We start from the raw sequence: 24,995 nt of genomic DNA on the forward strand, positions 1-24,995 counted from the left end.
CTTCTTTCTGGGCTTCTCTGCGAGCGGCCCGTTCCATCTGGTGAAACAGCCCCTTCATTTACGTGCCATGTGCAGATAACTTGGCGCCGTGAGCGTGCACGAGGCTACCGGGGCCGCCCCGGAAACGGATGAACCGGTCGATACGGCAAGCAGGTTGGACCGGTTGCCGGTCGGCCCGTGGCACCGGCGGTTGACCGCGATCGTCGGCATCGGCGCCTTCTTCGATCTGTACGAGGTGTTCCTCGGCGGCGTCCTCGCCGCCGCGCTCGCCGAGCCCTGGGCGCTGTCCGCCCACCAGAAGTCGTGGCTGATCGCCTCCGGGTTCCTCGGGATGTTCGTCGGCGCCAATGTGCTGTCCGTGCTGGCCGACCGGCTCGGGCGGCGTCGGATGTTCCTGGTCAACCTGGGGATGTACTCGCTCTTCTCGCTCGCCTGCGCCTTCGCCCAGGACGCCACTCAGCTGTCCGTGCTGCGGTTCTTCGCGGGGCTCGGCCTCGGCGCCGAACTCGTGCTCGTGGACACGTACTTGGCGGAGTTCCTGCCCCGCGCCGTCCGTGGCCGCTACATCGCCTGGGCCTACACCTTCGGCTTCGTCGGGGTGCCGGTGGCGGCGCTGCTCGGGGCGCGCCTCGTCGCCCGGCACGAACTGCTCGGGATCGACGGCTGGCGGTGGCTGCTGGTGGCGGGGGCGCTCGGCGCCGCGTTCATCCAGCTGCTGCGCACCGGGCTGCCGGAGTCGCCGCGCTGGCTCGCCGCCCGGGGCCGGACCGCGGAGGCGGCGGCGGTCGTGCGGGAGATCGAGACGAAGGCGGGCGTCGAGCCCGGGGAGCCGGTCGTGGCGGCACAGGCCGCCGAAGCCCCGGCCCGCGTTCCGCTCAAGCGGATGTTCCAGGCGCCCTACACCCGGCGCACCGTCATGTGGTGGATCTTCCAGGTGCTCCAGACCGTCGGCTACTACGGCTTCGGCTCGCTGGCCCCCGTCGTGCTCCAGGCCAAGGGGCACACCGTCACCGAGTCCCTGTCGTACGCGGCTCTGAGCTATCTGGGATACCCGGTCGGCTCCGCCCTGTCGGTGCCGCTCATCGACCGGATCGAGCGGCGCACGCTCATCATCGCCGCGGCGCTCGGCATCGCCGTGTGCGGGCTCGTCTTCGGGTTCGCCGGGGCGTCCTGGCTGATCGTCGGCGCGGGCTTCCTGCTGACCGTGTGCAGCAACGTCTTCTCCAACGCGTACCACGTCTACCAGACCGAGATCTTCCCCACCGGCCTGCGCTCCAGCGCCATCGGCATCGCCTACTCGCTGTCCCGGCTCACCTCGGTCGTGCTGCCGTTCGTGGCGCTCGACCTGCTCGACGACCTCGGGGCGACCGCCGTGTTCAGCGGGTCCGGGGTGCTCATGGTGCTGTTGTGCGTGAACGTACGGGTGCTGGGGCCGCGGACCACCGGGCGGAGTCTGGAGTCCATCTGAGGGGCGTGTCCAAGGGGTGAGCGCCCGCGCCGTCAGGGGTGGCGGACGTGGGGGCGGGACGCCGCGATGAACTCGTAGAGCAGATTGCGGGACGCGGCACGCGCCGCCGCCAGTTCGTTGCGGTCGTCGGTGCGCGACAGGTCGTCCACCGCGGCGAACGCGCCGCGGGCCTTGGCGATCAGGCCCGGCGCGTCGGTGAGCAGCTCCACGCGGAACATCGCTTCGATGGCGGCGGCGCGCAACCGCTGCGCCTCGCGCCGCAGTTCGTGGACGTCGGCCGGGTCGGCGGACCGTTCCTCAAGGCGCCGGAACCAGCGGTCCAGCTGCCCCCTGCGGTAGTTGGCCAGAGCCCCGCCGAACGCGCAGTACGCGTCGATCCGTTCCTGCCTCAGCCGCTCCTCGCGGGCGAACCGCTCGGAGCGGGCCGTGGCCCGGCCCTGGAGGACGGGGGTCAGGGCCGCGCCCAGCAGCGTGCCCAGGACCGCGATGACGCTCGTGATGACGACAACCATGCGGCCAGGCAACCATCTACGGCCGCACCGGCACCACCATCGGTGCTCCCGTACGCGGATGGGGCACCACCTCCAAGAGGTGCCGGTACACCTCGCTGAGCAGGATGCCGCCGAGGACCTCGGCCGGGGGCCCGGCCGCCGCGATCCGGCCCGCGTGCAGCACCGCGACCCGGTCACCGCGGCCGTCTCCCTCGACGAGAACGCGATCCTGCCGTCCGGCTCCGACGGCGGTACGACGGGCGGCGGTTGTGGCAGCGGCGCGGGCGGCTCCACCGGTGCGGTGACGAGTTCGACGACCGGCGGCACCGGCGGCTCCCTCGCGTCCACCGGCGCCGACGTCCCGGCGGCGGGCCCGCTCGCCGCGGCGGCCGCGCTCGCCGCCGCGGCGGGGGCGGGCACGGTGTACGCGGCGGGCAGGCGGCGTACGCGGCAGGGCTGAGCCTCGCGCACGGCCGCCCGCTGCGGAGCAGACCAGGTCAGATCAGATCAGCGGCGGCCGGCCCAGGCGCGTCATCCGCCAGACCGTGCGCCACCGCATCGGCCGCCGCTCACCGGCCGGGGTGCGCACGCCCTCCACGAACCCGGCAGCCCACGCGCGCAGCCCACCGAGCGAACGGGTGCGCAGCAGGGTGATCGCCGTCCACACCCCGAGGTAGACGGGGATCAGCAGGACCGGCAGCCGCCGCCGGGCCAGCCACACCCGGTTGCGGGCGGTCATCCGGTAGTAGACGGCGTGCCGGGCCGGGGACGTCTTCGGGTGCTGGAGCAGCAACGACGGCTCGTACAGCACCTTCCACCCGGCGTCCAGCGCGCGCCACGCCAGGTCCGTCTCCTCGTGCGTGAAGAAGAAGTCGGCGGGCCAGTCGCCGGTCTCGGCGAGCATCTTCATCGAGAAGGCGTGCCCGCCGCCCAGGAACGCGGTGACCAGACCGCGCCGCATCGGGTCCTTGGCGCGCAGCCGCGGCACGTGACGGCGCTGCGTCTCGCCGTGCTCGTCGGCGATGCGGAAACCGACGACGCCGAGCTCGGGATCGGACGCGTACAGACGCTGGATCGTGGAGAACACGTCGGAGGCGACGAGCAGCCCGTCGTCGTCCAGCTCCACCGCGACGTCGACGTCACCGAACGCGCGCAGCCGGGCCAGCGCGACATTGCGGCCGCCGGGGCAGCCGAGGTTGTCGTCGAGCTCGACCGTCGTGACCTCGAACGGGTAGCCGCTGTACGCGGGCAGCACCGTGCCGTTGCCGATCATGACGACGCGGGTCGGCACGGCATCCTGCATGGCCACCGACTCCAGGAGCGCGTCCACGTCCTTGGGCCGGTTGCCCATGGTGACGATGGCCACGCCCAGGCGGGGGAGTTCGGAGGTTCGGTGCCTGTCTGTCATGGCGGCGATGGTAGCCGTTCACCTGGGCCCGGCTACGCGTGCGGGTGCCAGCCCGTCTCCGCCGCCCACTGCTCCGCGACGACCGCCACGAGATCGACGACCGGGTCCTTCACATCGGCGTACGTCCCGGTGTCGGGCACCGCGTCGGCCAGTACGTACTTGAAGCGCGCGTACGCGGGGACGGCCTTCGGTGTCGCCCGCAGCCAGTCGCGGAACAGCAGCGCCAGCCGCTCGTTCGGCGAACCCGCCCTGCGCACATGGAGGTTGACGTGCGGGGCGTCCGCCGTCCTGCGCGACCAGAACAGCTTGGCCCAGGCCGCGGGGTCCTCGGTCTCCTCGCGCCCGGCCGGCACGTGATCGCGCAGGTACGGGGAGCGTACGAAGCCGAGGGCGGCCAGCGGCGAGGCGAACTCCTCGGCCGCGGTGTCCAGATCGGCGACGCTCACCTGGACGTCGTAGATCGGCTTGGCCGCCATGCCGGGGACGGACGTGGACCCGATGTGGTCGACGTGCAGCGCCGACGGGCCGAGGGCGGCGGCGAGCCGGGCGCACAGCGCCTTTCCGTCGTCCGCCCACCCGGAGTCGTGCGGGACGACGACCGGCTTCTCGTCCTCGGGCATCAGACCCGCTCAAGCGGCCGGTGCGGCTGCGCGGGCAGTTCCACGCGGATGCGGTCCCCCGGGCGCACCGGGCCGCCCGCCCGCACCACGCTCATGACGCCCGCCCTGCGGACGATCTCGCCGCTCTCCGGGTCGCGCCCGACGACCTGCTTGAGCAGCCCCTGCTGGAAGCCGTCGATCTGGGCGCACGGATTGCGCAGGCCGGTGATCTCGACGACCGCGCCGCCGTCGCCGAGGTGCAGCACGGCGCCGGTGGGCAGGCCCAGCAGATCGATGCCGCGGGTCGTGACGTTCTCACCGAGCTCACCCGGCCGCACCGGGAACCCGGCGCCCGCGACCTCCGCGAACAGTTCCTCGTGCAGGAGGTGCACCTGGCGCAGGTTCGGCCGAGTGGGGTCCTGGGCGACCCGGGAGCGGTGCTTGACCGTGACTCCGGCGTGCACATCACCCTCGACACCTAGCCCCGCCAGGAGCGTGATGCTCTCGCGGTTCGGCTTGGTGAACGAGTACGTGTCGTTGCTGCTGACCGCCACGACGATGCCGCCGCCGAAGTCGTCCATGGTGTGGCCCCCTGATCGCCGGACTCCCGCGCAGCCTAACCCGGGGCTAACCGGCGCCGAGCGAGCGGTCCGCCACCCTTGCCACGTGTGTGGTGAGCGCCGTACGGGCGTCGGGGTTCAGGGTGCCGAGAGCCACGAGGGCCGTGACGATCACGTCGCAGAGTTCGGACTCGACGTCCTGCCAGGTGTGGCTGACGCCCTTGCGCGGGTTCTGGCCGACGGCCCCGATCACCGCCTCCGCGACTTCGCCGACCTCCTCCGAGAGCTTCAACACCCTTAGGAGAAGGGCCTCTTGGGGCGGGAGGCGATTGTTCCCGTCCAGCCAGGCACGCAGCCGTTCGACGGTGATCCACAGGTCCTCGGCGGCGGCGTGGCCGTCGGCGTCGTCGTTCGTCACACGGGCGAGCCTAGGCCCGCGTCGTCGTTGGTCACACGGGCGAGCCCAGGCCCGCGTCGTCGTTGGTCACACGGGTCAGCCCAGGCCGCCGCCGCTACTCCTCGTCCGGCGCCGGTTCCTTCACGCGCTTCGCGCGCGAGCCGACCACCGCGAGGGCCGCGGCCCCGGCCCCGACGAGCGCCGCGGGCACCATCCAGTGCCGGTCGAGGGCGTGGCCGAGCGCGTGGTCGAGGGAGTAGCGACCGGCCCCGGTCACCGCGAGCCCGGCGGCGGCGAAGCCGAGGAACGCCGGGTACTCGTAGCCGCCGTTCATCGCGAAGAACCCGTTCGGGGCGTGCACGGCGGCCGCGCCCGCCATGGTGCCGGCGGCCGCCGCCCCGCCCACCGGCGTCGCGAGCCCCAGCGCCAGCAGCGCGCCGCCGCCCAGCTCACCGACCCCGGCCGCGAGGGCGCTCGCCTTGGGCGGGGTGAACCCCATGGCCTCCATGGCGGTGGCCGTCCCGGAAACGCCCCCGCCGCCGAACCAGCCGAGCAGCTTCTGCGCGCCGTGCGCCATCAGGACCCCGCCGGTGCCTACCCGCAGCGCGAGCAGCCCGAGGCCGGTGCGGTCCAGGCAGGAAGAAGGGGTGCGGGAAAAGGATCTGCAGGCTTTCTTCATGGGTCCACCGTCCGCCGGGCGCCCGGCCCGCACCCGGCGGACAGGGCCGTTCGAGTGGCGGTTCCGGCCGGGTGGCGGCCTCCCGGGCCCGGTGCCACGCTGGCCGCATGCCCATCCAGACCGCGAAACTCAGCGACCCGACGGTCCGCGCCTTCGTCACCGCGCTGAACGCCCACGACAAGGACGCCTTCCGCGCCGTGCTCGCCCCCGGCGCGACCATGGCCGACGACGGCAGCGAGCGCGACCTCCCCGACTGGACGGACCGCGAGATCTTCGACTCGAACGGCCACATGGAGGTCGAGAAGGAGCTGGCGCAGGGCCGCGGCCTCGTCGCCAGCTACCGCAACGACACCTGGGGCGAGATGCGCACCCGCTGGACGTTCCAGGTCGAGGGCGGCAAGGTCACGAGGTTCGAGACCGGCCAGGACTGAACACCCCGCCCGCCCGGGCCGACGGCATGGTCACCTTCACCAGGACGCCCCGGAGGGGCACCCGCCCTGCCGGGGGAGGGCCGACCACAAGGTCGACAACGAGGAGTCGGTGCGCGCCGTTCGCCGCGCCCTCGCCCAGGGCGCGCTCGCCCGGCTGTGGGCCCGCAGCCCGCGCACGGTGCCCATCCCCGGCTTCCGCACGGTCGCGCAGGCCGAGGAGAACGCGGGCGCGCCGGCCCACGGCCCGCTGACCGAGGGCGAGTTGGCGCAGGCGGAGACCGTCCTGGGCCGCGGCCGGCCCCGGCCCGCTACTCGATCGGCACGGCCGTCCCGCTCACCCGCACCCGGGCGTCGCCCTCCCGCAGCGTCACCGTCAGCTCGCCGGGGCGGCCCATGTCGGCGCCCTGGTGCAGGGTGAGCACGGCCGCGTCCGGCACCAGGCCGAGCGCGCGCAGATACGCCCCGAACGCCGCGGCCGCCGCACCCGTCGCCGGGTCCTCGACGACACCGCCCACCGGGAACGGGTCGCGCACGTGGAAGGCCGACTCGCTCTCCCGCCACACGAGCTGAACGGTCGTCAGGTCCAGGCGGTGCATCAGCGCCGCCAGCCGGTCGAAGTCGTACGCCAGGTCGGCGAGGCGCTCACGGGTCGCCGCGGCGAGGACGAGGTGCCGGGCGCCCGCGTACGCGATCCGCGGCGGGAACGCCGGGTCGAGATCGGCGGCCGGCCAGTCGAGCGCGGCCAGCGCCTCGGCCAGATCCTCGTCCCGTACGTCCGTCAGATGCGGCTCGACACTCGTCAGGGTCGCGCGCAGGGGCTCGCCCGCGGCGCCCTCGACGGTGACGGGGACCTCGCCGGCCCGGGTGCGGAAGAGGTAGTCGCCGGGCCCGTTCCGCTCGGCCAGCGCCACCGCGGTCGCCACGGTGGCGTGGCCGCAGAAGGGGACCTCGGCCTTGGGGCTGAAGTAGCGGACGTCGTACGTGCGGTCGGCCGCGCTCGGCGTCACGAACGCGGACTCGCTGTATCCCAGGTCGGCGGCGATCTTCAGCATGGCGTCGTCGTCCAGGGCGGAGGCGTCCAGGACGATGCCGGCGGGGTTGCCTCCGGCGGGGCTGGTGGTGAACGCGGTGTAGCGCAGCACGGTGGTCATGGGCGCATTGTCGCCGTTGCGGGGCGATCCGTGGTGGGCGGGTGCGGCTTTCGCCGTGGCTGGTCGCGCAGTTCCCCGCGCCCCTGGACATGCGCACTTCGTGCGCGATCTCCCTCGCTGAAGGCAGCGGCGAAGCCGCGCTTTCAGGGCCGCGGGGAACTGCGCGACCAGTGCCCACCGGCGCCCGGCCCGCGACGCGACCCCGACCGGGCGGACGCAACCGGGACGAGCGGGCCTGAACCGTCAGCCCCGCCCCACATAAGGCATGTTCGTCGCCAGCACCGTCGCGAACTGAACATTGGCCCCGAGCGGCAGCTCGGCCATGTGCCGTACGGTCCGGGCTACGTCCGCGACATCCATCACCGGCTCCGGCACGACCTCCCCGTTCGCCTGGAGCGCACCCGTCTGCATGCGCTCGGTCATGTCCGTCGCAGCGTTGCCGATGTCGATCTGCCCGCAGGCGATCCGGTAGGGGCGGCCGTCCAGGGACAGGGACTTCGTCAGGCCCGTCATCGCGTGCTTCGTCGCCGTGTACGCGATCGAGTGCGGCCGGGGCGCGTGCGCCGAGATCGAGCCGTTGTTGATGATCCGGCCGCCCTGCGGGTCCTGCTCCTTCATCAGCCGGAACGCCGCCTGCGCACACAGGAACGCCCCGTTGAGGTTGGTGTCGACGACATGCCGCCACGCGTCGTAGGACAGTTCCTCGACCGGCACGCCGCCGGGCCCGAACGTGCCCGCGTTGTTGAAGAGCAGATCGAGCCGCCCGGCCCGCTCGCGCACGGCCGCGAACAGCTCCGCGACGGCGTCGGGGTCGGCGACGTCGGTGCGGACGGTGAACGCGGCCGTGCCCGGGGCGAGCGCCGCCGTCTCCTCCAGGGTCTCGGTGCGCCGCCCCGCGAGGGCCACGCGCCAGCCCGCGCGCAGCAGTTCCAGGGCGACGGCCCGGCCGATACCCGAACCGGCGCCGGTGACCACGGCGGTCTGTGTCGATGTCGGTGCAGTGCTCATGGGGCCGCAGCGTACGGGGCCCCGGCCATCCGGAGATCACCGATCCGCCATGTGGCTGTTGTGTACGCGACAGTCAAGCGTCGTCCCGGGCCACTCCAATTCCCCTGACACCACATGACAGCAGCAGTCAGGGGAGGGGCTCCATGTCGCACGCATCCCGTCACGCATCCCGTCACGCATCCCGTCACACACCCGAACTCCGCGCCGCCGCCCAGTACTTGGGCCGTCGCCGCTTCCTCACCGTCACCGGCGCCGCCGCCGCGCTCGCCTTCGCCACGAACCTGCCCCTCGGGGGCACGGCCGCCGCCGCGGAGCTGGACCCCGCGAAGATCACCGGCGACCCGTTCACGCTCGGCGTCGCCTCCGGTGACCCGCTGCCCGGCTCCGTACTGCTGTGGACGCGGCTCGCCCCGGCCCCGTACGAGACCGGTGGCGGCCTGCCCGCCGAGCGCGTCGAGGTGAGATGGGAGCTGGCCCTCGACGAGCGCTTCCGGCGCGTCGTGCGACGCGGCACCGCCACCGCGCACCCGGAGTTCAACCACTCCGTGCACGTCGAGGTCGACCACCTCGCGCCCGGCCGCGTCTACTACTACCGCTTCCGCGCCGGCACCTGGGTCAGCGGCACAGGACGCACCCGCACCGCGCCCGCCACCGCCGCCCACGCCTCCGCGCTGACCCTGGCCGCCGTCTCCTGCCAGGCGTACCACGACGGCTACTTCACGGCGTACCGGCACTTGGCGGGCGACGACGTCGACGTCGTCTTCCACCTCGGCGACTACCTCTACGAGTACGCCGTCAGCGCGGTCGGCGGCGCCCGCAAGTACACCGACCGGGTGCTGCCCGCCGTCTTCAACCGCGAGACGGTCACCCTGGACGACTACCGGCTGCGCTACGCCCTCTACAAGTCCGACCCGGACCTGATGGCCGCGCACGCCGCGCACCCCTTCGTCGTCACCTGGGACGACCACGAGACCGAGAACAACTACGCGGACGACACCTCCGAGAACGACGACCCGCCCGCCGAGTTCCTGCTGCGCCGCGCCTCCGCGTACCGCGCGTACTGGGAGAACCAGCCGCTGCGCCGCCCGCAGCTGCCGCACGGGCCCGACGCCCAGCTCTACCGGCGCCTGCAGTGGGGCCGCCTCGCCCAGTTCGACATCCTGGACACCCGCCAGTACCGCACCAACCAGGCCAACGGCGACGGCTGGAAGTCACCGACCCCCGAGTCCGAGGCCGCCTCGCAGACGCTGCCCGGCTTCACCCAGGAGCGCTGGCTGACCGACGGCTGGCGCTCCTCGCGGGCCCTGTGGAACGTGGTCCCGCAGCAGGTCACCTTCGGCCGCCGCAACAACCCCGACGGTTCGGACACCCTCTCCATGGACTCCTGGGACGGCTACCCGGCCTCCCGCGAGCGGATCCTGAAGGGCGCCCGCGCCGCCCGCGTCGAGAACCTGATGGTCCTCACCGGCGACGTCCACGTCTCGTACGCCATGGACATCAAGCAGGACTTCGCCGACCCGGACTCGGCGACCCTCGGCACCGAGATCGTCACCACGTCGATCACCAGCGGCAAGGACGGCTCGGCGAAGCCGTCCAACTGGGCCGCCTACCTCGCCCGCAACCCGCACATGAAGCACTACAACGGGCAGCGCGGCTACGTCACCGTGGAACTGGGCGAGGAGTCGGCCCGGGCCGACTTCAAGACGGTCCCGGCGGTGACGACGCCGGGCGCTCCGCTGATCACGGCCGCGTCCTTCGTCACCGCCGTGGGCGATCAGGGTCTGCGTCCGGCGTAAGGCCGGTGGGGGCCGGTCGCGCAGTTCCCCGCGCCCCTGGAGATGCGCACTGCGTGCGGCATCTCCAGGGAAGGCTGCGCGCAGCAGGACCACCCGCCCGCCCCCGGCAACGACCCCCCGGGGCAGACGCGCCCGCGTCTCACACCTCCCCGGGGTAACGAACCCCGATGACCTCCCGCACCCGGTCCAAGGTCCGCATCACACCCAGCGACCCGTCCAACGGCACGAGCGGCGACTCGGTGTCCCCGGCCCGCAGCCGCCCCATCACCTCGAGCGCCTCGTGCCGCATCGAGTCGCGCGGCCCGTCCTCCGGCGCCGCCGTGAACACCTCGGGCTCCCGCCCGTCCCGGTGCAGCACGAACCGCTCCGGATAGAAGAACCCGCCGGGCACATCGATCCGCCCCGCCGACCCGGTCACCGACGCCGCCACGCCCGTACCCGCGTTGATCGCGCAGTGCAGCAGCGCCCGCGCCCCGTTCGCCCACGACAGCAGCATCCCGGTCTGCAGGTCCACGCCCTCGGGCGACAGCTGCGCCGATGCGGTGACCTGCTCCGGCTCCCCGAGGAGCAGGTGCGCGAACGACACCGGGTACACCCCGAGGTCGAGCAGCGCGCCCCCGCCCTGCGCGGGATCCCGCAGCCGGTGCGAGGGCGGGAAGGGGCCCGCGAGACCGAAGTCGGCCTGCACCGTGCGGACCTCCCCGACGGCCCCGTCGTCGACGAGCGCCTTCAGCCGGCGGACCAGCGGATTGCAGTACATCCACATGGCCTCCATCAGGAAGAGACCCTTCGCGCGGGCCAGCGAGACCAGCTCCTGCGCCTCGCGCGCGTTCAGCGTGAACGCCTTCTCGCAGAGCACCGCGCGCCCCGCCTCCAGACAGAGCCCCGCGGCCTGCCGGTGCGCCGCGTGCGGCGTCGCCACGTACACGACGTCGACGCCCTCGTCCGCGGCGAGCGAGGCCCAGTCGCCGTACGCCCGCGGGATCCCGAACCGCTCCGCGAACGCCTTCGCCGACGCGTCGGAGCGCGAGGCCACCGCCACCACCTCGGCGTCCGGCAGATCGAGCAGGTCCGCCGTGAACGACGCGGCGATACCGCCCGTCGAGAGAATTCCCCACCGCACGCGTTCCGCTGCCATGTCCGTCCGTTCCCACTTGGTCTCGACCACTCCGCCGAGCTGAGAGCATAGGTAATCGCACGTACGGACGGGAGGGAGCCGGGATGACGGACAGCGGAGGCAGAGCGGTGCGGGACACGGCAGGAGCCGTCGGCGTCGGCGCCGGGATCGGCACCGACGGATCAACCACCGTGCCCCGCGCGGCAGTTCGCGCCGGATTTCTCGTCATCCTGGTCCTCGGCGGCCTGACCGCCGTACCGGCGCTCTCCATGGACATGTACCTCCCGGCCCTGCCGGAGGTCACCGGGAACCTGCACACCAGCGCCGCCACCGCCCAGCTGACCCTCACCGCGTGCCTGACCGGCATGGCGCTCGGGCAGCTCGTGGTCGGCCCGATGAGCGACAAGTGGGGGCGCCGCCGCCCGCTCCTCATCGGCCTGCTCGTGTACGTCGCCGCCACCGCGATCTGCGCCTTCGCGCCGAGCGTCACCCTGCTCATCGCCTTCCGGCTGCTCCAGGGCCTCGCCGGTTCGGCCGGCATCGTGATCGCCCGCGCCGTCGTTCGCGACCTCTACGACGGCATGGCGATGGCCCGCTTCTTCTCGACCCTGATGCTGATCTCCGGCGTCGCCCCGATCGTCGCGCCCCTCATCGGCGGCCAGGTGCTGCGCGTCACCGACTGGCGCGGCGTCTTCGTCGTCCTCACCGTCATCGGCCTCGCGCTCACCACCCTGGTGTGGAAGTGCCTGCCCGAGACCCTGGAGCCGGGACGGCGGCACAGCGGCGGCGTCGGCGAGGCGCTGCGCACCATGCGCTCCCTGCTCGCGGACCGGGTCTTCGCCGGGTACATGATCGCGGGCGGCTTCGCGTTCGCCGCGCTGTTCGCTTACATAGCGGCGTCGCCCTTCGTCATCCAGGAGATCTACGGGGCGTCCCCGCAGACCTTCTCGCTGCTCTTCGGCCTCAACTCGGTCGGCCTGATCGCCATGGGCCAGCTCAACGGCAAGGTCCTCGTCGGCCGGGTCGACCTCGACAAGGTCCTCGCCGTCGGCCTCACCCTGATCGTGCTGGCCGCCGTCTTCCTGCTCCTCGTCGCCACCGGCACCTTCGGCAGCCCCGAGGAACTGGGCATCGCGCCCGTCGCCACCGGTCTCTTCGTCCTCATGGCGTCGATGGCCCTGGCCACTCCGAACACCAACGCCCTCGCCCTGACGCGCACCCCGCACGCCGCGGGCTCCGCCTCCGCGCTGCTCGGTACGTCGTCCTTCCTCATCGGCGCGGTGGCATCGCCGCTGGTCGGGGTCGCGGGGGAGCACACGGCCGTGCCGATGGCGCTGGTCCAGCTCGGCGCCGGTCTTGCGGCGGCCCTCGCGTTCGTGGTGTTGTGCCGCCCCTGGCAGCGCACACGGGAGGTGAGGGAGGCCTGAGCTCCCCACGACTGCGCCACGGCACACCGGAGCGGGCCGGTCTCGACCCCGCACGCCTCGCCGTGCTCGTCCGCGAGGTACGGCAGCTGCCCGAGGGGCCGACGCCCTGGTGCGCGGGGGCCGTGCTGCTCGCCGGGCGCGGCCCGGTGATCGCCGCCGAGGCCGCCTGCGGCTGGGCCGTGCGCCACACGGCGTACGACGAGACGACGGACCGCGGCGTCGAACTGCCGCTCGCCGCGCGGGTCCCGATGACCCTCGACACGGTGTTCGACCTGGCCTCGCTCACCAAGCTCTTCACCTCGGTCGCCGCCGTGCAGCAGATGGAGCGCGGCACGCTCGGCATCGACGCGCGCGTCGGCGCCTACCTCCCCGACTTCACGGGCGCGGCCCGGCACAACATCACCGTCCGCCAGCTGCTCACCCACACCTCGGGGCTGCGCCCCGAACTCCCGCTGTACGAGGCGCCGGACGCGGCCGCCCGGCTCGCGGCCCTGCGCACGGAGACGCCGACGGCGCGGCCCGGTCACTACCGCTACTCCGACCTGAACCTGCTGCTGCTCCAGCACCTCCTGGAACGGCTCACCGGCCGCCCGCTCGACGCCCTGATCCGCGACGGCATCACGCGCCCGCTGGGCATGGCCGCGACGTCGTTCGGGCCGCGTGCGGGCGCCGCCGCCACCGAGGACCAGCGCCGGCCCTGGGCCAAGGCCGACCGGGGCATGCTGCGCGGCGAGGTGCACGACGAGAACGCGTGGGCGCTCGGCGGGGTCGCGGGGCACGCCGGTCTCTTCTCCACGGCGCACGATCTGGCGGTGCTGTGCCGCACGCTGCTCAACGGCGGCTCGTACGGCACCGCGCGCATCCTCGGCCCCGACTACGTCGAGCTGATGCTGCGCGCTCCCGGTCTCGGGTTCCGGGTCGACCAGCCCTGGTTCATGGGGGAGCTGTCGGGACGGGGGGCCGCCGGCCACACCGGGTTCACCGGGACGTCGCTGGTCCTCGACCCGGAGACGGACACGTTCCTGGTCCTCCTCGCCAACACGGTCCACCCGCGTCGCCGCGAGCCCGACAGCGGCCCGCGCGCGTCGGCCGCTTCCCATCTGGCCCGGGCCGTGGTTCCGCTGGGCCCTTCCGGCGGATAGCTCGGGTGGACCGGGTCCGCCGCCGGGGGCGCATCTCAGGGGCGCGGGGCTGTGCCCATCAGCGGCTCCGCCGCGGGGCGCGAAGCAGGTCCACCGGCCAGCACCCCGCAACGAAACCCCACCCACCACACGCGCCCCGTAAAATCGCGGGGTGAACGCCCCCATCGAGCAGCCCGCCGACACCCTGCGCAACGCCCTCGCCGGCCTCCTGGAAGGCCTGCCGCCCACCCAGGCGGCCCGCGCGGTGGACCGGCTCATCGCGAACTACCGGGGCACCACCCCCACCGACGCCCCGATCCTGCGCGACCGCGCCGACGTCGCGGCCTACGCGGCGTACCGGATGCCGGCCACCTTCGAGGCGGTCCGCGCGGCGCTGGACGCCCTCGCCGACGCGGCCCCCGACTGGACCCCCGCGGGCCACCTCGACCTCGGCGGCGGCACCGGCGCCGCGGTCTGGGCGGCGTACGACGTCTTCCCGGGGCCGCGCCCCACGACGGTCCTCGACTGGTCGGAGGCGGCCCTCGCGCTGGGCCGCGAACTCGCCGCGGCGGACGCCGGGTTGAAGGAGAGCGTCAGCTGGCAGCGGGCCCGCATCGGCGGCCCGGAGACGCCGCCCGAGGCTGCCCTGGTCACCATCTCGTACGTTCTGAAGGAGCTGACGGAGGCCGACCGCGCGGCCGCGGTCGACGCGGCGGCCCGCGCGGCCACCGGCGCGGTCGTCGTCATCGAACCCGGCACCCCCGACGGCTACACCCGGATCATCGAGGCCCGCGACCGCCTGATCGCCGCCGGTTTCCACATCGCGGCCCCGTGTCCGCACAGCGCCGCCTGCCCGATCGTCCCCGGCACGGACTGGTGCCACTTCTCGGCGCGGGTCAGCCGCTCCTCCCTGCACCGGCAGGTCAAGGGCGGTTCGCTGGCGTACGAGGACGAGAAGTTCGCGTACGTCGCGGCGACCCGGTTCGCCCCGGAGCCGGCCCCGGCCCGGGTCGTCAGGCGCCCCCAGATCCGCAAGGGCCAGGTCCTCCTCGACCTCTGCGAGGCGGAGGGGGCCCTGGCCCGTACGACCGTGACGAAGAAGCACGGGGCGCGCTACAAGGAGGCCCGCGACGCCGACTGGGGCGACGCCTGGACCCCGCTCGGCTGACGGGGCGCGCTCAGCCCCGCAGCTCCAGCGTGCAGCACTTCACGCTGCCGCCGCCCTTCAGCAGTTCCCCGAGGTCCATGCCGACCGGTACGAACCCGCGCTCCCGCAGCGGCTCGAACAACCCGACCGCCGCCTGCGGCAGCAGCACGTGCAGTCCGTCCGAGACCGCGTTCAGGCCGAAGGCCACCGCGTCCGGCTCGTCCACCACGAGCGCGTCGGGGAACAGCGCCGCGAGCACGGCCCGGCTCCCCGGTGAGAACGCGCCGGGGTAGTACATGACCTCGTCCGCGGTGTCGTCGAGCACCGCGAGCGCCGTGTCCAGGTGGTAGAAGCGCGGGTCGACGAGGTCGAGCCCGATCACCGGCCGCCCGAACACCTCCTGTGCCTCCCCGTGCGACAGCGGCGAGGCCCGGAAGCCGCGTCCGGCGAGCAGCCAGGAGGCGGTGACGGCGAAGTCGCCCTCGCCCTCGTTGACATGCACGGGCTCGCGCACGTCCGGGTAGCCGTGGCCGCGGAACCACTCCAGGTGCAGGGCGGCCTCGGGCTCCCGCTCGGGGTGGGCGAACCGGGCGCCGAGCACCCGCCCGTCCACCACGGTCGCCCCGTTCGCGGCGAACACCATGTCGGGCAGGCCGGGGCGCGGGGCGAGCTCCTCGACGGTGTGGCCGAGGGAACGGTACTTCTCGCGCAGGTCCTCCCACTGCGCGACGGCCAGCGGGACGTCGACGGGTTTCGCCGGGTCCATCCACGGATTGATCGAGTACGTGACCTTGAAGTGTGCCGGTGGGCACATCAGATAGCGCCGGGGTGTGGCGCGCCGTTCGGCGATGCGCGGATTACGCAATGAGGGCTCCTCACGACCGCAGGGGCTGTTGTCGCCCATGGTGCGGTCGGAGGAGCCCTCAGGGCTGTGAACCGAACGGGTGGTTCACAGCGCGCTCCGGTCATGACGCGTTGTGCGTGCCGCGCTTCTCCTGCAGTTTGCGCAGCAGTTCCCGTTTCTGGGCGACGGGGTCCGTGCCCCCGCCGACCACCCCGCCCCGGTCGCCGCCGCGCAGCGCCCTGCGGGAGAGCTTGCTCCGGGTACCGCCGACGCCCAGCATGCCGCCTGCTCCGCCTCGGGTCATCACGTGCTCCTTCCGTCTGCTCACACAGTGACCATGTCCCTACGAGACGTCTCGTCTCGTTGCGGTGACGTGCTCCACTGTGGGCGAGACGGAGCGTCTTGTCAACCACTTACGAGACGGGACGTCTCGGTTCGTCTGCTGCTACATTCGAACCATGTCAGCCACGAAGACGCCTCCCGACAAGAAGCCGGCGCCGGACTCCACCCGCCGCAGCGAACGCTCCCGCCGCGCGATCTACGACGCGGCCCTCGCCCTCGTCGGCGAGATCGGCTACCCGCGGACCACCGTCGAGGGCATCGCCGCCCGCGCCGGCGTCGGCAAGCAGACGATCTACCGCTGGTGGGGCTCGAAGGCCGAGGTGCTCCTCGACGCCTTCCTCGACCTGGGGGAGCAGGCGGCACGCGAGGCCGGCGGGGAGGACGCGTACGCCATCCCGGACACCGGCGACCTCGCCGCCGACCTCAAGACGGTGCTGCGGCTCACCGTCGACCAGCTCCAGGACCCCCGCTTCGAGGCCCCGTCCCGCGCACTGGCCTCCGAGGGCGTGGTCAACGAGCAGGTCGGACGGGTCTTCACGGAGAAGCTGCTGATGCCGTCGCTCCAGCTCTACGCGGACCGCGTGCGCCGCGCGCAGGAGGCCGGCCAGGTGCGCGCGGAGATCGACCCGCGCATCGCCCTCGAACTGTGGGTCTCACCCCTCGCCCAGCGCTGGCTCCAGTTCACCGGCCCGATCTCCTACGAGTACACGGACACCCTCGTCGACTACGCCCTTCACGGCATCGCGCCCCGCTGAGGCGTTTGCGCGAGCAGCCCCGGCGCGTCCGAGATGACCCCGTCGCAGCCGAGCCGCAGCACCCGGTCGCGCTGCCGGGGCGTGTTCACGGTGTGCGCCCACACCCGCGGCACCCCCGACCTGACCGCCCGTACGAGATCCGCGTCCCGCGCCTTGTAGTCCATGTCGAGCACGTCGACGTAGCCCGCCCAGCGTTCGGGCCGGTCCTCGCGCATCTGCCGCGCGGAGCGCCAGAGCTGCGAGATCAGGCCGAGCCGGTGGGCGCGGAGCGCGACCGCCGGGTGGTTGGAGTTGACCAGGACCGAGCGGGTCAGACCGCGGTCCCGGATCAGCCGCGCGAGCCGGTCCAGGCTGTCCGGGTCCTTGGCCTCCAGCATCAGCACGATGCGGCCGCCGAACCGGTCGAGCACCTCCGCGACCGTCGGCGGCCGCTCGGCGCGCCAGTGACCGGGCAGCGCCGCCTTCGGGCGCAGCCGTACGTGCTCCCAGTCCTGCCGGTCGAGGTCGCGCACCGGCCCCGTGGACGAGGTCGTACGGTCCAGGTCCGCGTCGTGCATCACGACCAGGGTGCCGTCGCGCAGCATCCGTGTATCGAAGTCGAGCACCTGTGCGGTGCCCCGTTCGTACGCCGCCGCGAGCCCCGACATGCTGTTCTCGGGCACCTCGAGGGCGCCGCCGCGGTGGGCCGTGTACGTGATGGGGGGCAGGGCGTCGACGGTGAGCGGTCCCGCGCCCCACTCCACGGGGGTCAGCGGAGCGGAGAATCCCAGGCCGGTGACGGTGAGCAGACCGGCGAGCGAGACGACCCGCAGCCGGGATCGGGCCGGTGCGACCACGGCAGTCATGGCGATCATGCCGACCAAGGTAGGCCCACAAATGCCGGTAATTCCGGCAATGACACTGAGTTCCGTGCTGTCCCCGGTACCCCGGATGTGGACTGTGGCCACCCGAGGAGCAGGATGGTGGGACCATGTGGGTCCGGGATTCATCCGGTACTCGTACGAGGGTGACGGTGAGGGGATAGATGGGCACGGAGCGGAACGGACGGTACGGCCTGGGCCGGATCTCCCAGTGGCTGAAGGGGGCCCGGGGCCCGAAGGAGCCCGCGGCCGACACCGACCGTGAATCCCTGCTCCTGGCCGCCGCCGGGGCCGGGCTGCCGCTCGCGCCGGCCGCGTACCCGGCCGACTACCGGTGTTCGTGCAACCGCATCGGCTGTCCGACGCCCGGCCGGCACCCGGTCTCCTTCGCCTGGCAGACCCAGTCCACGACGGACCGCTCGCAGATCGAGCGCTGGGCCAGGCATCAGCCGCAGGCCAACTTCATCACCGCGACCGGCATGGTCCACGACGTCCTGGACGTTCCCGTGGAAGCCGGCCAGGAGGCGCTCGACCGCCTCCTCTCCTCCGGCATCGAGGTCGGCCCCGTCGCCTTCTCCGGTACCGACCGCATGCTCTTCTTCACGGCGACCCGGGGTACGCCCGAGGACGAGGACGAGTGGTGGCCGTGCGAGCTGGACTGTCATCCCGAGACGATGGACGAGCATCCCGGGCTGCGCTGGCACTGCCGCGGTTCCTACGTCCTGATCCCGCCGGCTCGACTGCCCGGCGGGCAGTCGGTCCGCTGGCTCCGTGGCCCGGAGCACCCTCTCCCCGACCCGCTCACCCTCCTCGAACCCCTCACGGACGCCTGCGCCCGCCACGCAGGAGCCGAACCGGACTTCACGTCGGCCTGGCCGTAGCCGCGCCGTCAGGGCGCGGGGCTCGTGCCCGATGAGGCGGCGGCGGAGCCGCATGTCTCAGGGGCGCGGGGCTGTGTCATGGTGCGGCTCCGCCGCGCGGGCGCGACCGGCTGAGGTTGTGCCCCGTAGGGGCGCGGGGCTGTGTCACTGTGCGGCTCCGCCGCGTGGGCGCGACCGGCTGAGGTTGTGCCCCGTAGGGGCGCGGGGCTGTGTCATGGTGCGGCTCCGCCGCGCGGGCGCGACCGGCTGAGTTCGTGCCCCCTCAGGGGCGCGGGGAACTGCGCGACCAGCCCCCACCGGAGCTGCACCCGGCAACAAAGCACCCAGGACCGAGCTGAACGCCGGATGGAAGCGCTCACCCCGCGCCGGGGTGCCGCCTTGCCCACCCTGCCGCCCAAGGCGGCAGATTGCCCAAGGCGGCGCGGCAGCCGACCGGCGGCAGATCGCCCGAGGCGGCGCGGCAGCCGACCCGCGGCGGATTGCCCAAGGCGGTGGGGGCTCAGGAACCCACGGCCGAGGTGATGCCCTCTACGCGGGCGAGGATGTCGACCTGGGACTTGGCGGAGCCCTTGGCGGGGTCGAGCGCGGCCTGGTTCGACACGTACCCGTACGTCGCCGACTGCTTGGCGTCCCCGGTCATCAGCGCCTTCACGCTCGGGTTGATCGTCGGCAGATCGCTCCCGGCGGACGCGGTCTGCTTCTCGTAACGGCGCGTCGTGAAGAAGACGAGCGCCCCGCCGTCCGCGGTGCGCAGCGCGACGGGCGCGTAGTCGCCGGACGTGAGCGGCTCGTCGATGAACTGCGTGGCGAGGCCGGGCCGCGAGAGGTTCTTCTTGCGGGTGGCGAGCCACTGGGACGTGTACACGCCGTCCGCGAACGTGTCACCGCCGCCGGTCTTCGGGTCGAGATAGTCCGCGTAGGCCTGGCTCAGCTTCTCGGGCCGCACCGCGAGCTGCGCGGAGTCGGTGTCGACCGCCTCCCCGAAGCCGTCCGCGTCCGTCTTGAACTTCGGCACCGTGCCGTCGCGGAACAGCGTCAGATACGACACCGCCCACGGCTCGGTCTCGCCGTTCCGGGTGAAGACCATGACCCAGCGGTAGCCGGCGATGCGGTTGTTGTCCGCGTCGGCGACGAACCAGCGCGGCCAGCCCGCCTTCTTCGGCACGGTGTAGTGCACGTCGGTGAGCTTGAGCGCCTTGTGGTTCGGGTTGCCGTTCGGCCGGAGCTTGTGCCCCGCCTTCAGCTTCGCCGTGTCGATCGCGCCGAGCGGCCCGGTGACGTACGCGGCGTCGGCCGAGCGGTCGTACGTCGCCTCGGCCTTGCTGTACGCGGCCGAGAACGTGTCGAGGGCGCGCGCGGCCTCGGCCTTCGTCGTCGTCGGGACGACCTCCAGCTCCCCGTGCACGGTCACGCATCCGCTCGCCGTGAGGGACAGCACGACGGCCGCCGCGGACATCGCGGCAGGCCTGCCGAGCCTGTTCATGACCTTGCTCATGACGTTGACTTCACCTTCCGACTCCCCTGGCTCCCCGGCCGCTCCCCGGACCCCTGCCGGGGCCGAACCCTACCGGGAAGACGAAGCCTGTACCGCCTCGGCCCTACGGGTGAGCAGACCGGACGGCAGCAGGAAGACGGTCAGCGTCGGCACCAAGTAGGCGCACCAGACGACGACTTGGAGGACCGTCGGATCGGGCTGGAAGTTGAAGACGCCCTTGAGCAGGGTGCCCAGCCAGCCGTCGGGGGCGATCGTCGAGCTGATGTCGAAGGCCAGATGGTTCAGGCCGCCGATGAAGTCGGCCTCCTGGAGGTCGTGGAAGCCGTACGCGAGCACGCCCGCCGCGACCACGACCAGCATGCCGCCGGTCCACGTGAAGAACTTCGCCAGGTTGATGCGCAGGGCGCCCCGGTAGAAGAGCCAGCCGAGGACGACCGCGGTGGCGAGGCCGAGCAGCGCGCCGATCACCGGCTCCGTGGTGCCGTCGCTGGTGGCGTGCACCGCCGTCCAGACGAAGAGGGACGTCTCAAGACCTTCCCGGCCGACCGCCAGGAACGCCGTGACGACCAGCGCCACCGTGCCCATCTGGAGCGCGGCGTCCAGCTTGCCGTGCAGCTCGCTCTTCAGGTGCCGGGCGGTGCGCCGCATCCAGAAGACCATCCACGTCACCAGGCCCACCGCGACGATCGACAGCGAACCGCCGAGCGCCTCCTGCGCCTTGAACGTCATCTCCTGCGAGCCGAACTCCAGGCCCGCGCCGAACGCCAGGGCCACGAACACGGCGGCCCCGATGCCCAGCCACACCGGCTTGAGCGCGTCGCGCCGCTCCGTCTTCACCAGGTAGGCGATGAGGATGCAGACGATGAGACTGGCCTCAAGGCCCTCACGCAGACCGATCAGATAGTTCGCGAACATGCTGCCTCACGCCTTCTTCTCGAAGAGGCCGCGGCCCCACCAGTCGTCGCGGTCCCGCACCCCGGGCGGCACCGCGAACACCGCGGAACCCACGTGCTGGATGTACTCGTTGAGCGCGTCGTGCGCCGACAGCCTGCGCTGCAGCGGGATGAAGCCCTTGCGCACGTCCTTCATGTACGCGAGGAAGAACAGGCCCGCGTCGAGCCGCCCGAGCCCGTCCGTGCCGTCGGTGAACGAGTAGCCGCGGCGCAGGATCGTGATCCCGTCGTTGGAGTCCGGGTGCGCGAGCCGCACGTGCGCGGTCGGCTTCATCGCCTTCAGGAACGGCTCGTCGCGCTCCTTGGCCTTGCCGACCGGCGCGCCCTCGCCCTTGTCGCGGCCGAAGACGTCCTCCTGCTCCTGCAGCGAGGTGCGGTCCCAGGTCTCGATGTTCATCCGGATCCGACGGGCGACCAGGTACGAGCCGCCCCGCATCCAGTCGGCGTCCGCGGCGTCCTTCCCGCCGACCCACACGTGCTCGTCGAGCCGCTTGGTCTCGGTGCCCGCGATGTTGCGGGTGCCGTCCTTGAAGCCCATGAGGTTACGGGGCGTCTGCGCGTCCGGCGTCGTCGACGACGTCTTGCCGAAGCCCAGTTGCGACCAGCGGATGGCGACCTTGCCGAAGCCGATCCGGGCGAGGTTGCGGATGGCGTGCACCGCGACCTGCGGGTCGTCGGCGCAGGCCTGCACGCACAGGTCGCCGCCGCTGCGGGTCTTCTCCAGGTTGTCGCCGGGGAACTTCGGCAGCTCGACCAGCGCCTCGGGGCGCCGGTCGGCTATCTCGAACTTCTCCCCGTACTTCTCGAAGAACGACGGCCCGAAGCCGATGGTGAGGGTGAGCCGGGACGGCTTGAGGCCGAGCGCCTCGCCGGTGTCGTCCGGCGGCGCCTCGGCGAGCCCGCCGTACGCGCCCTCGCCGACCGGCCGGCCCTCGGCCATCAGGGCGGCGGCCTTCGTCCAGTCCTTGAGGAGCTGCACGAACGCGTCACGGTCCTCCGTCTTCACGTCGAACGCGGCGAAGTGCAGCCGGTCCTGGACCGGCGTGGCGATACCGGCCTGGTGCGCGCCGTGGAACGGCACCGCGCCCCCGGACTCGGCGGCCGGCTGCATGGCGTCACCGTCGTCGCCCGAGCGGGTCAGGGCGACGGCGCCGCCCGCGGCCGCGGCACCGAGCGCGAGCCCGGCACCGCCCACCGCGAGCAGCGAACGGCGGGACGGGGCGGGGGAGGCGGGGGAGGTCTCCGGCATGGCGGCGCTCCTGTGCTCGTGCTCTCGGGGGTTCTCGGGGCTCACTTGACGACGGCCGCGGCCAGCTTGGACAGCGGCTCGGCGAGCGCGTTCACGCCGTCGGAGAGCTCCTTGCGGTCCGCCTTGCCGACCTTGTCGTAGGAGGTGAAGTCGTACGAGCTCTTGTCCTTGCGGAACGTGTCGAGCAGCGCGTCGAGCGAGGCGAACTGCTGGTCGAGCTCCTTGGTGAGCGCCGGGTCGTTCTCCGAGGCGACCGGCTTGAGCAGGTCGTACGCCTTCTCGGCGCCCTCGACGTTGCCCTTGAAGTCGATCAGGTCGGTGTGCGAGTAGCGCTCCTCCTCGCCGGTGACCTTGCCGGTGGCGACCTCGTCGAGCAGTTCCTTGGCGCCGTTGGCCATCGAGGTGGGGGTGATCTCCGCCTTGCCGACCCGCTGCTGCCAGTCCGCGAGGTCCTTGTCGAGCTGGGTGGCGAGCGCCTTCTCGGTCTTGCCGATCTTCTTGTCCTGCCACAGCGCCTTCTCCAGGCGGTGCCAGCCGGTCCACTTCTGGCCCTCTTCGAGGCCGTCGGCCCGCACGTCGACCTTCGGGTCGATGTCGCCGAACGACTCGGCGACCGGCTCGGTCCGCTCCCAGCCGATGCGCGAGAGCGCGTACGCCTTCTTGGCGGCGTCGAGGTCGCCCTTGCGGATCGCGTCGGTGAACGTCTTCACCTTCGGCAGCGTCTCGTCGGCCTGCTCCTGCGCGTACTGGCGGTAGGCGGCGACGGCCTTGTCCAGGCGCGGGTCGCGCTGGGCGGTGGCCTTGCCGCCGGTGGCCTTCACGTCCTGGCGGTGGCCCTTGCCCTTCATGCCGGGGATGCAGGCGATGCGGTAGTCGCCGCTCTTCACCTCGGCGGTCAGGGTGTGGCGGGTGCCGGGGCCGATGTTCTCGCGCTCGGAGACGATGCGGTCGTCCGGGAAGAGGATCTCGACCTCGGTGACGCGCGAGCCCTTGTTCTCCACCGCCAGCTCGACGTGCCCGGCCGGGAACTCGGTCTTCGACACCTTGCAGCTGTCGTCGGTGGCGGTCACCTTGATCGCGCCCGAGTCGCCGCTCTTGGCGTCGCTCTTCTCGGTGCAGCCCGTGACGGCGGTCAGGGCCGCCGCCGTGGCGACGGCGGTGACGACGGAGAGACGGACGGCTCGCATGCGGGCTCCAAGGCATACAGGAAAGACACAGCTTTTCGACTAAGGCGGGCCTAACTTATATGAGGCTTGCCTTAGTGCTACCCCCTTCTTCCGTGATTCACCTCTCACGAAAACCGGCTGGTCGCGGCGTGGACACGACCGACCCATGGGCGACCCAGAGAAGGGTCAAGGGAGGGTCAAGTGGAGGCGGTTGAGGGGGCGCGTGGTTCACTGCCGACATGAACGAGTGCGGCGACCACGACGTGCTGACCGTCTTCTGCGGACCCGACGGCCGGTACGGCAACGAGCTCGGAGTCGTGCGGGACGGCTCCTGGATTCCGGACGAGGGCGAACGCCAGGCGTTCGCGGCCAAGCTGGGCTTCAGCGAGACCGTGTTCGTCGACGACCCCGAGCGCGGAGTCATCGACATCTACACGCCGTCGTCCCGGCTGCCGTTCGCCGGCTACCCCTGCGTGGGTGCCGCCTGGCTCCTGGACGTGCCCGAACTGGTCGTGCCCGCGGGGGTCGTCGGGACGCGCCTCGACGGGGAGTTCACCTGGATCGAGGCGCGGGTCGAATGGGCGCCGCCGCGCACCCTGCGCCAGTTCGGCTCCGCCGCCGAGGTCGAGGCCCTCGACGTGCCGCCGGAGGGGGAGTGGATCTACGCCTGGGCCTGGGAGGACGAGGCCGCGGGACGGGTCCGCGCCCGGGGCTTCCCCGGTCGCGGCGACGGGATCGCGGAGGACGAGGCGACCGGTGCCGCCGCCCTGCTGCTCACCGGACAGCTGGAGCGGGCTCTCAACGTCCGCCAGGGCCGCGGCTCGCAGATCCTGACGGCGCCGCAGCCCGGGGGGTTCGTGGAGATCGGCGGCAGGGTGCGGCTCACCTCGGACCGTCCGCGCTGAGCAACGGTCAGGCGGCGGCCGGGAATTCCTCACCCAGTGCCCTGAACACCGCCGTGTTCAGGGTGAACGCCCGCTTGCACTCGGCGACCACGCGCTGCTTCTCCAGCTCGTCCACCGCGATCGCGTCGAGCAGCTCGCGGTAGTGGCGCTTGAACGCCGCCGGGTTGCCGATGTCCTCGAACACGTAGAACCGCACCCCGTCGCCCTTGCGCGCGAAGCCCCACGTCTTCTCCGCCTTGTCGCGGATGATCTGGCCGCCCGACAGGTCGCCCAGGTAGCGGGTGTAGTGGTGCGCCACGTAGCCGGCGGGCCAGGTCCGCGCGCACTCCCCGATCCGGGCCGCGTACGCCGCGGTCGCCGGCAGCGCCGACACCGTCTCCCGCCACCGCGGACCCCGCAGATGCGCGAGGTCGCGCTCCAGCTCGGGCACGCGCGCCAGCTCGGCCCGGAGGAACGGCCCCGCGACCGGGTCCTGTGCCAGCCGCTCCACGCCGCTCTCAAGTGCCCGGTAGACGAACCACAGTTGCTCCGTGTACCGCGCGTACGCGTCCACCCCGAGCGCCCCGCCGAGCAGGTCGCTCATGAACGTCGACGTCTCCGCCTCGGTGTGCTGCTCGTGCGAGGCCGTGCGGATCAGGGTGGAGAACGGGGTGTCCATGAGGCCTCCGCCAATGGGGTCCGGTAACGCGTTCTGCTTAGGTTAGGGTTACCTAACCTAACAGCTTTCCCGACGTCCTGTCGGTAA

At 72.5% G+C, this 24,995-nt stretch carries 26 protein-coding genes and 2 pseudogenes; 10 read left to right on the plus strand and 18 right to left on the minus strand.

Annotated features, from left to right (window positions below; genetic code table 11):
• Positions 1-88: 88 nt before the first annotated feature.
• Entirely contained in the window at positions 89-1,468 is a 1,380-nt protein-coding gene (locus J3486_RS18365) for an MFS transporter (RefSeq protein WP_207821432.1), read from the plus strand.
• A gap of 32 nt (positions 1,469-1,500) precedes the next feature.
• Here J3486_RS18365 and J3486_RS18370 read toward each other — a convergent pair whose 3' ends face one another.
• The 7 genes and pseudogenes from J3486_RS18370 to J3486_RS18400 all read right to left on the minus strand — a co-directional run bounded on the left by J3486_RS18370 (position 1,501) and on the right by J3486_RS18400 (position 5,602).
• A complete protein-coding gene (locus tag J3486_RS18370) occupies positions 1,501-1,980 on the minus strand; it encodes a hypothetical protein (RefSeq protein ID WP_207821433.1) in 480 nt (159 codons plus the stop codon).
• Between the two features lie 16 nt (positions 1,981-1,996).
• Positions 1,997-2,155, minus strand: a pseudogene (locus tag J3486_RS44180) (hemin ABC transporter ATP-binding protein); the annotation flags it as partial.
• A 306-nt stretch (positions 2,156-2,461) separates the two neighbouring features.
• On the minus strand, positions 2,462-3,367 hold the full coding sequence (locus J3486_RS18380) for a glycosyltransferase family 2 protein (protein WP_207821435.1): 906 nt from the start codon (positions 3,365-3,367) through the stop codon (positions 2,462-2,464).
• A 32-nt stretch (positions 3,368-3,399) separates the two neighbouring features.
• A complete protein-coding gene (locus J3486_RS18385; protein ID WP_207821436.1) occupies positions 3,400-3,987 on the minus strand; it encodes a GrpB family protein in 588 nt (195 codons plus the stop codon).
• Positions 3,987-4,547 (minus strand): MOSC domain-containing protein, encoded by a 561-nt coding sequence (locus J3486_RS18390; protein ID WP_207821437.1) that lies wholly within the window; start codon positions 4,545-4,547, stop codon positions 3,987-3,989. Before J3486_RS18390 ends, J3486_RS18385 begins: the two co-directional genes overlap by 1 nt.
• Positions 4,548-4,593: 46 nt before the next feature.
• On the minus strand, positions 4,594-4,944 hold the full coding sequence (locus tag J3486_RS18395; protein WP_207821438.1) for a MazG-like family protein: 351 nt from the start codon (positions 4,942-4,944) through the stop codon (positions 4,594-4,596).
• 94 nt (positions 4,945-5,038) lie between these two features.
• Positions 5,039-5,602, minus strand: coding sequence for a DoxX family protein (locus tag J3486_RS18400; RefSeq protein ID WP_207821439.1), 564 nt, complete (start codon positions 5,600-5,602; stop codon positions 5,039-5,041).
• A gap of 107 nt (positions 5,603-5,709) precedes the next feature.
• Between J3486_RS18400 and J3486_RS18405 the strand changes: the two genes are divergently transcribed.
• Positions 5,710-6,033, plus strand: a complete 324-nt coding sequence (locus J3486_RS18405; RefSeq protein WP_207821440.1) for a nuclear transport factor 2 family protein — start codon at positions 5,710-5,712, stop codon at positions 6,031-6,033.
• 124 nt (positions 6,034-6,157) lie between these two features.
• Positions 6,158-6,325, plus strand: a pseudogene (locus J3486_RS44185) (aldo/keto reductase); the annotation flags it as partial.
• 16 nt (positions 6,326-6,341) lie between these two features.
• Here the strand turns inward: J3486_RS44185 and J3486_RS18410 are convergent.
• Both J3486_RS18410 and J3486_RS18415 read right to left on the minus strand, forming a co-directional pair.
• Positions 6,342-7,184: a PhzF family phenazine biosynthesis protein gene (locus J3486_RS18410; protein ID WP_207821441.1), complete on the minus strand. Its 843-nt coding sequence runs from the start codon at positions 7,182-7,184 to the stop codon at positions 6,342-6,344.
• Positions 7,185-7,427: 243 nt separating this feature from the next.
• Positions 7,428-8,192, minus strand: a complete 765-nt coding sequence (locus J3486_RS18415; RefSeq protein WP_207821442.1) for an SDR family oxidoreductase — start codon at positions 8,190-8,192, stop codon at positions 7,428-7,430.
• 143 nt (positions 8,193-8,335) lie between these two features.
• Between J3486_RS18415 and J3486_RS18420 the strand changes: the two genes are divergently transcribed.
• Positions 8,336-9,988, plus strand: coding sequence for an alkaline phosphatase (locus J3486_RS18420; protein WP_207821443.1), 1,653 nt, complete (start codon positions 8,336-8,338; stop codon positions 9,986-9,988).
• A 139-nt stretch (positions 9,989-10,127) separates the two neighbouring features.
• Here J3486_RS18420 and J3486_RS18425 read toward each other — a convergent pair whose 3' ends face one another.
• The gene (locus J3486_RS18425; protein ID WP_207821444.1) at positions 10,128-11,126 is read right to left on the minus strand and encodes a Gfo/Idh/MocA family protein; all 999 of its coding nucleotides are present in this window, start codon (positions 11,124-11,126) and stop codon (positions 10,128-10,130) included.
• A gap of 83 nt (positions 11,127-11,209) precedes the next feature.
• Between J3486_RS18425 and J3486_RS18430 the strand changes: the two genes are divergently transcribed.
• From J3486_RS18430 to J3486_RS18440, 3 genes are all read left to right on the plus strand, one after another.
• Positions 11,210-12,532, plus strand: a complete 1,323-nt coding sequence (locus J3486_RS18430; RefSeq protein WP_207821445.1) for a multidrug effflux MFS transporter — start codon at positions 11,210-11,212, stop codon at positions 12,530-12,532.
• Positions 12,490-13,674 carry a serine hydrolase gene (locus J3486_RS18435; RefSeq protein WP_307804858.1) on the plus strand — a complete coding sequence of 395 codons (1,185 nt, stop codon included), beginning with the start codon at positions 12,490-12,492 and terminating at the stop codon, positions 13,672-13,674. Before J3486_RS18430 ends, J3486_RS18435 begins: the two co-directional genes overlap by 43 nt.
• A gap of 151 nt (positions 13,675-13,825) precedes the next feature.
• Positions 13,826-14,821: a small ribosomal subunit Rsm22 family protein gene (locus tag J3486_RS18440; RefSeq protein ID WP_207821446.1), complete on the plus strand. Its 996-nt coding sequence runs from the start codon at positions 13,826-13,828 to the stop codon at positions 14,819-14,821.
• Between the two features lie 10 nt (positions 14,822-14,831).
• Here the strand turns inward: J3486_RS18440 and ddaH are convergent, their stop codons facing one another.
• Positions 14,832-15,665: a dimethylargininase gene (gene ddaH / locus J3486_RS18445; RefSeq protein ID WP_374194742.1), complete on the minus strand. Its 834-nt coding sequence runs from the start codon at positions 15,663-15,665 to the stop codon at positions 14,832-14,834.
• Positions 15,666-15,765: 100 nt separating this feature from the next.
• The gene (locus tag J3486_RS18450; RefSeq protein ID WP_207821447.1) at positions 15,766-15,948 is read right to left on the minus strand and encodes a DUF6243 family protein; all 183 of its coding nucleotides are present in this window, start codon (positions 15,946-15,948) and stop codon (positions 15,766-15,768) included.
• Between the two features lie 154 nt (positions 15,949-16,102).
• Between J3486_RS18450 and J3486_RS18455 the strand changes: the two genes are divergently transcribed.
• Positions 16,103-16,741: a TetR/AcrR family transcriptional regulator gene (locus tag J3486_RS18455; protein WP_207821448.1), complete on the plus strand. Its 639-nt coding sequence runs from the start codon at positions 16,103-16,105 to the stop codon at positions 16,739-16,741.
• Here the strand turns inward: J3486_RS18455 and J3486_RS18460 are convergent.
• The gene (locus tag J3486_RS18460) at positions 16,720-17,595 is read right to left on the minus strand and encodes a glycerophosphodiester phosphodiesterase (protein WP_229378209.1); all 876 of its coding nucleotides are present in this window, start codon (positions 17,593-17,595) and stop codon (positions 16,720-16,722) included. The genes J3486_RS18455 and J3486_RS18460 overlap by 22 nt on opposite strands.
• A gap of 170 nt (positions 17,596-17,765) precedes the next feature.
• On the opposite strand from J3486_RS18460, the gene J3486_RS18465 reads away from it, so the two are divergent.
• Positions 17,766-18,482, plus strand: coding sequence for a bifunctional DNA primase/polymerase (locus J3486_RS18465; RefSeq protein WP_207821449.1), 717 nt, complete (start codon positions 17,766-17,768; stop codon positions 18,480-18,482).
• A 499-nt stretch (positions 18,483-18,981) separates the two neighbouring features.
• Here the strand turns inward: J3486_RS18465 and J3486_RS18470 are convergent, their stop codons facing one another.
• The 4 genes from J3486_RS18470 to efeO all read right to left on the minus strand — a co-directional run bounded on the left by J3486_RS18470 (position 18,982) and on the right by efeO (position 23,366).
• Entirely contained in the window at positions 18,982-19,977 is a 996-nt protein-coding gene (locus J3486_RS18470) for a hypothetical protein (protein ID WP_207821450.1), read from the minus strand.
• A 69-nt stretch (positions 19,978-20,046) separates the two neighbouring features.
• Positions 20,047-20,892 carry an iron uptake transporter permease EfeU gene (efeU, locus tag J3486_RS18475; protein WP_207821451.1) on the minus strand — a complete coding sequence of 282 codons (846 nt, stop codon included), beginning with the start codon at positions 20,890-20,892 and terminating at the stop codon, positions 20,047-20,049.
• 6 nt (positions 20,893-20,898) lie between these two features.
• Positions 20,899-22,179 carry an iron uptake transporter deferrochelatase/peroxidase subunit gene (efeB, locus tag J3486_RS18480; protein ID WP_207821452.1) on the minus strand — a complete coding sequence of 427 codons (1,281 nt, stop codon included), beginning with the start codon at positions 22,177-22,179 and terminating at the stop codon, positions 20,899-20,901.
• Positions 22,180-22,220: 41 nt separating this feature from the next.
• Positions 22,221-23,366: an iron uptake system protein EfeO gene (efeO, locus tag J3486_RS18485; protein ID WP_207821453.1), complete on the minus strand. Its 1,146-nt coding sequence runs from the start codon at positions 23,364-23,366 to the stop codon at positions 22,221-22,223.
• 218 nt (positions 23,367-23,584) lie between these two features.
• On the opposite strand from efeO, the gene J3486_RS18490 reads away from it, so the two are divergent.
• Positions 23,585-24,250: a PhzF family phenazine biosynthesis protein gene (locus J3486_RS18490; protein WP_207821454.1), complete on the plus strand. Its 666-nt coding sequence runs from the start codon at positions 23,585-23,587 to the stop codon at positions 24,248-24,250.
• Between the two features lie 7 nt (positions 24,251-24,257).
• Here the strand turns inward: J3486_RS18490 and J3486_RS18495 are convergent, their stop codons facing one another.
• A complete protein-coding gene (locus J3486_RS18495) occupies positions 24,258-24,908 on the minus strand; it encodes a heme oxygenase (biliverdin-producing) (protein ID WP_207821455.1) in 651 nt (216 codons plus the stop codon).
• Positions 24,909-24,995 lie beyond the last annotated feature (87 nt).

Source organism: Streptomyces sp. VRA16 Mangrove soil, from assembly GCF_017377775.1.
GTDB lineage: Bacteria > Actinomycetota > Actinomycetes > Streptomycetales > Streptomycetaceae > Streptomyces.

Coding starts and splice junctions, on each gene's coding strand:
- J3486_RS18370 (WP_207821433.1), bottom strand. CDS start 1,980: ATGGTTGTCGTCATCACGAGCGTCATCGCGGTCCTGGGCACGCTGCTG.
- J3486_RS18380 (WP_207821435.1), bottom strand. CDS start 3,367: ATGACAGACAGGCACCGAACCTCCGAACTCCCCCGCCTGGGCGTGGCC.
- J3486_RS18385 (WP_207821436.1), bottom strand. CDS start 3,987: ATGCCCGAGGACGAGAAGCCGGTCGTCGTCCCGCACGACTCCGGGTGG.
- J3486_RS18390 (WP_207821437.1), bottom strand. CDS start 4,547: ATGGACGACTTCGGCGGCGGCATCGTCGTGGCGGTCAGCAGCAACGAC.
- J3486_RS18400 (WP_207821439.1), bottom strand. CDS start 5,602: ATGAAGAAAGCCTGCAGATCCTTTTCCCGCACCCCTTCTTCCTGCCTG.
- J3486_RS18405 (WP_207821440.1), top strand. CDS start 5,710: ATGCCCATCCAGACCGCGAAACTCAGCGACCCGACGGTCCGCGCCTTC.
- J3486_RS18410 (WP_207821441.1), bottom strand. CDS start 7,184: ATGACCACCGTGCTGCGCTACACCGCGTTCACCACCAGCCCCGCCGGA.
- J3486_RS18415 (WP_207821442.1), bottom strand. CDS start 8,192: ATGAGCACTGCACCGACATCGACACAGACCGCCGTGGTCACCGGCGCC.
- J3486_RS18420 (WP_207821443.1), top strand. CDS start 8,336: ATGTCGCACGCATCCCGTCACGCATCCCGTCACGCATCCCGTCACACA.
- J3486_RS18425 (WP_207821444.1), bottom strand. CDS start 11,126: ATGGCAGCGGAACGCGTGCGGTGGGGAATTCTCTCGACGGGCGGTATC.
- J3486_RS18430 (WP_207821445.1), top strand. CDS start 11,210: ATGACGGACAGCGGAGGCAGAGCGGTGCGGGACACGGCAGGAGCCGTC.
- J3486_RS18450 (WP_207821447.1), bottom strand. CDS start 15,948: ATGACCCGAGGCGGAGCAGGCGGCATGCTGGGCGTCGGCGGTACCCGG.
- J3486_RS18455 (WP_207821448.1), top strand. CDS start 16,103: ATGTCAGCCACGAAGACGCCTCCCGACAAGAAGCCGGCGCCGGACTCC.
- J3486_RS18460 (WP_229378209.1), bottom strand. CDS start 17,595: ATGATCGCCATGACTGCCGTGGTCGCACCGGCCCGATCCCGGCTGCGG.
- J3486_RS18465 (WP_207821449.1), top strand. CDS start 17,766: ATGGGCACGGAGCGGAACGGACGGTACGGCCTGGGCCGGATCTCCCAG.
- J3486_RS18470 (WP_207821450.1), bottom strand. CDS start 19,977: ATGAGCAAGGTCATGAACAGGCTCGGCAGGCCTGCCGCGATGTCCGCG.
- efeU (WP_207821451.1), bottom strand. CDS start 20,892: ATGTTCGCGAACTATCTGATCGGTCTGCGTGAGGGCCTTGAGGCCAGT.
- efeB (WP_207821452.1), bottom strand. CDS start 22,179: ATGCCGGAGACCTCCCCCGCCTCCCCCGCCCCGTCCCGCCGTTCGCTG.
- efeO (WP_207821453.1), bottom strand. CDS start 23,366: ATGCGAGCCGTCCGTCTCTCCGTCGTCACCGCCGTCGCCACGGCGGCG.
- J3486_RS18490 (WP_207821454.1), top strand. CDS start 23,585: ATGAACGAGTGCGGCGACCACGACGTGCTGACCGTCTTCTGCGGACCC.
- J3486_RS18495 (WP_207821455.1), bottom strand. CDS start 24,908: ATGGACACCCCGTTCTCCACCCTGATCCGCACGGCCTCGCACGAGCAG.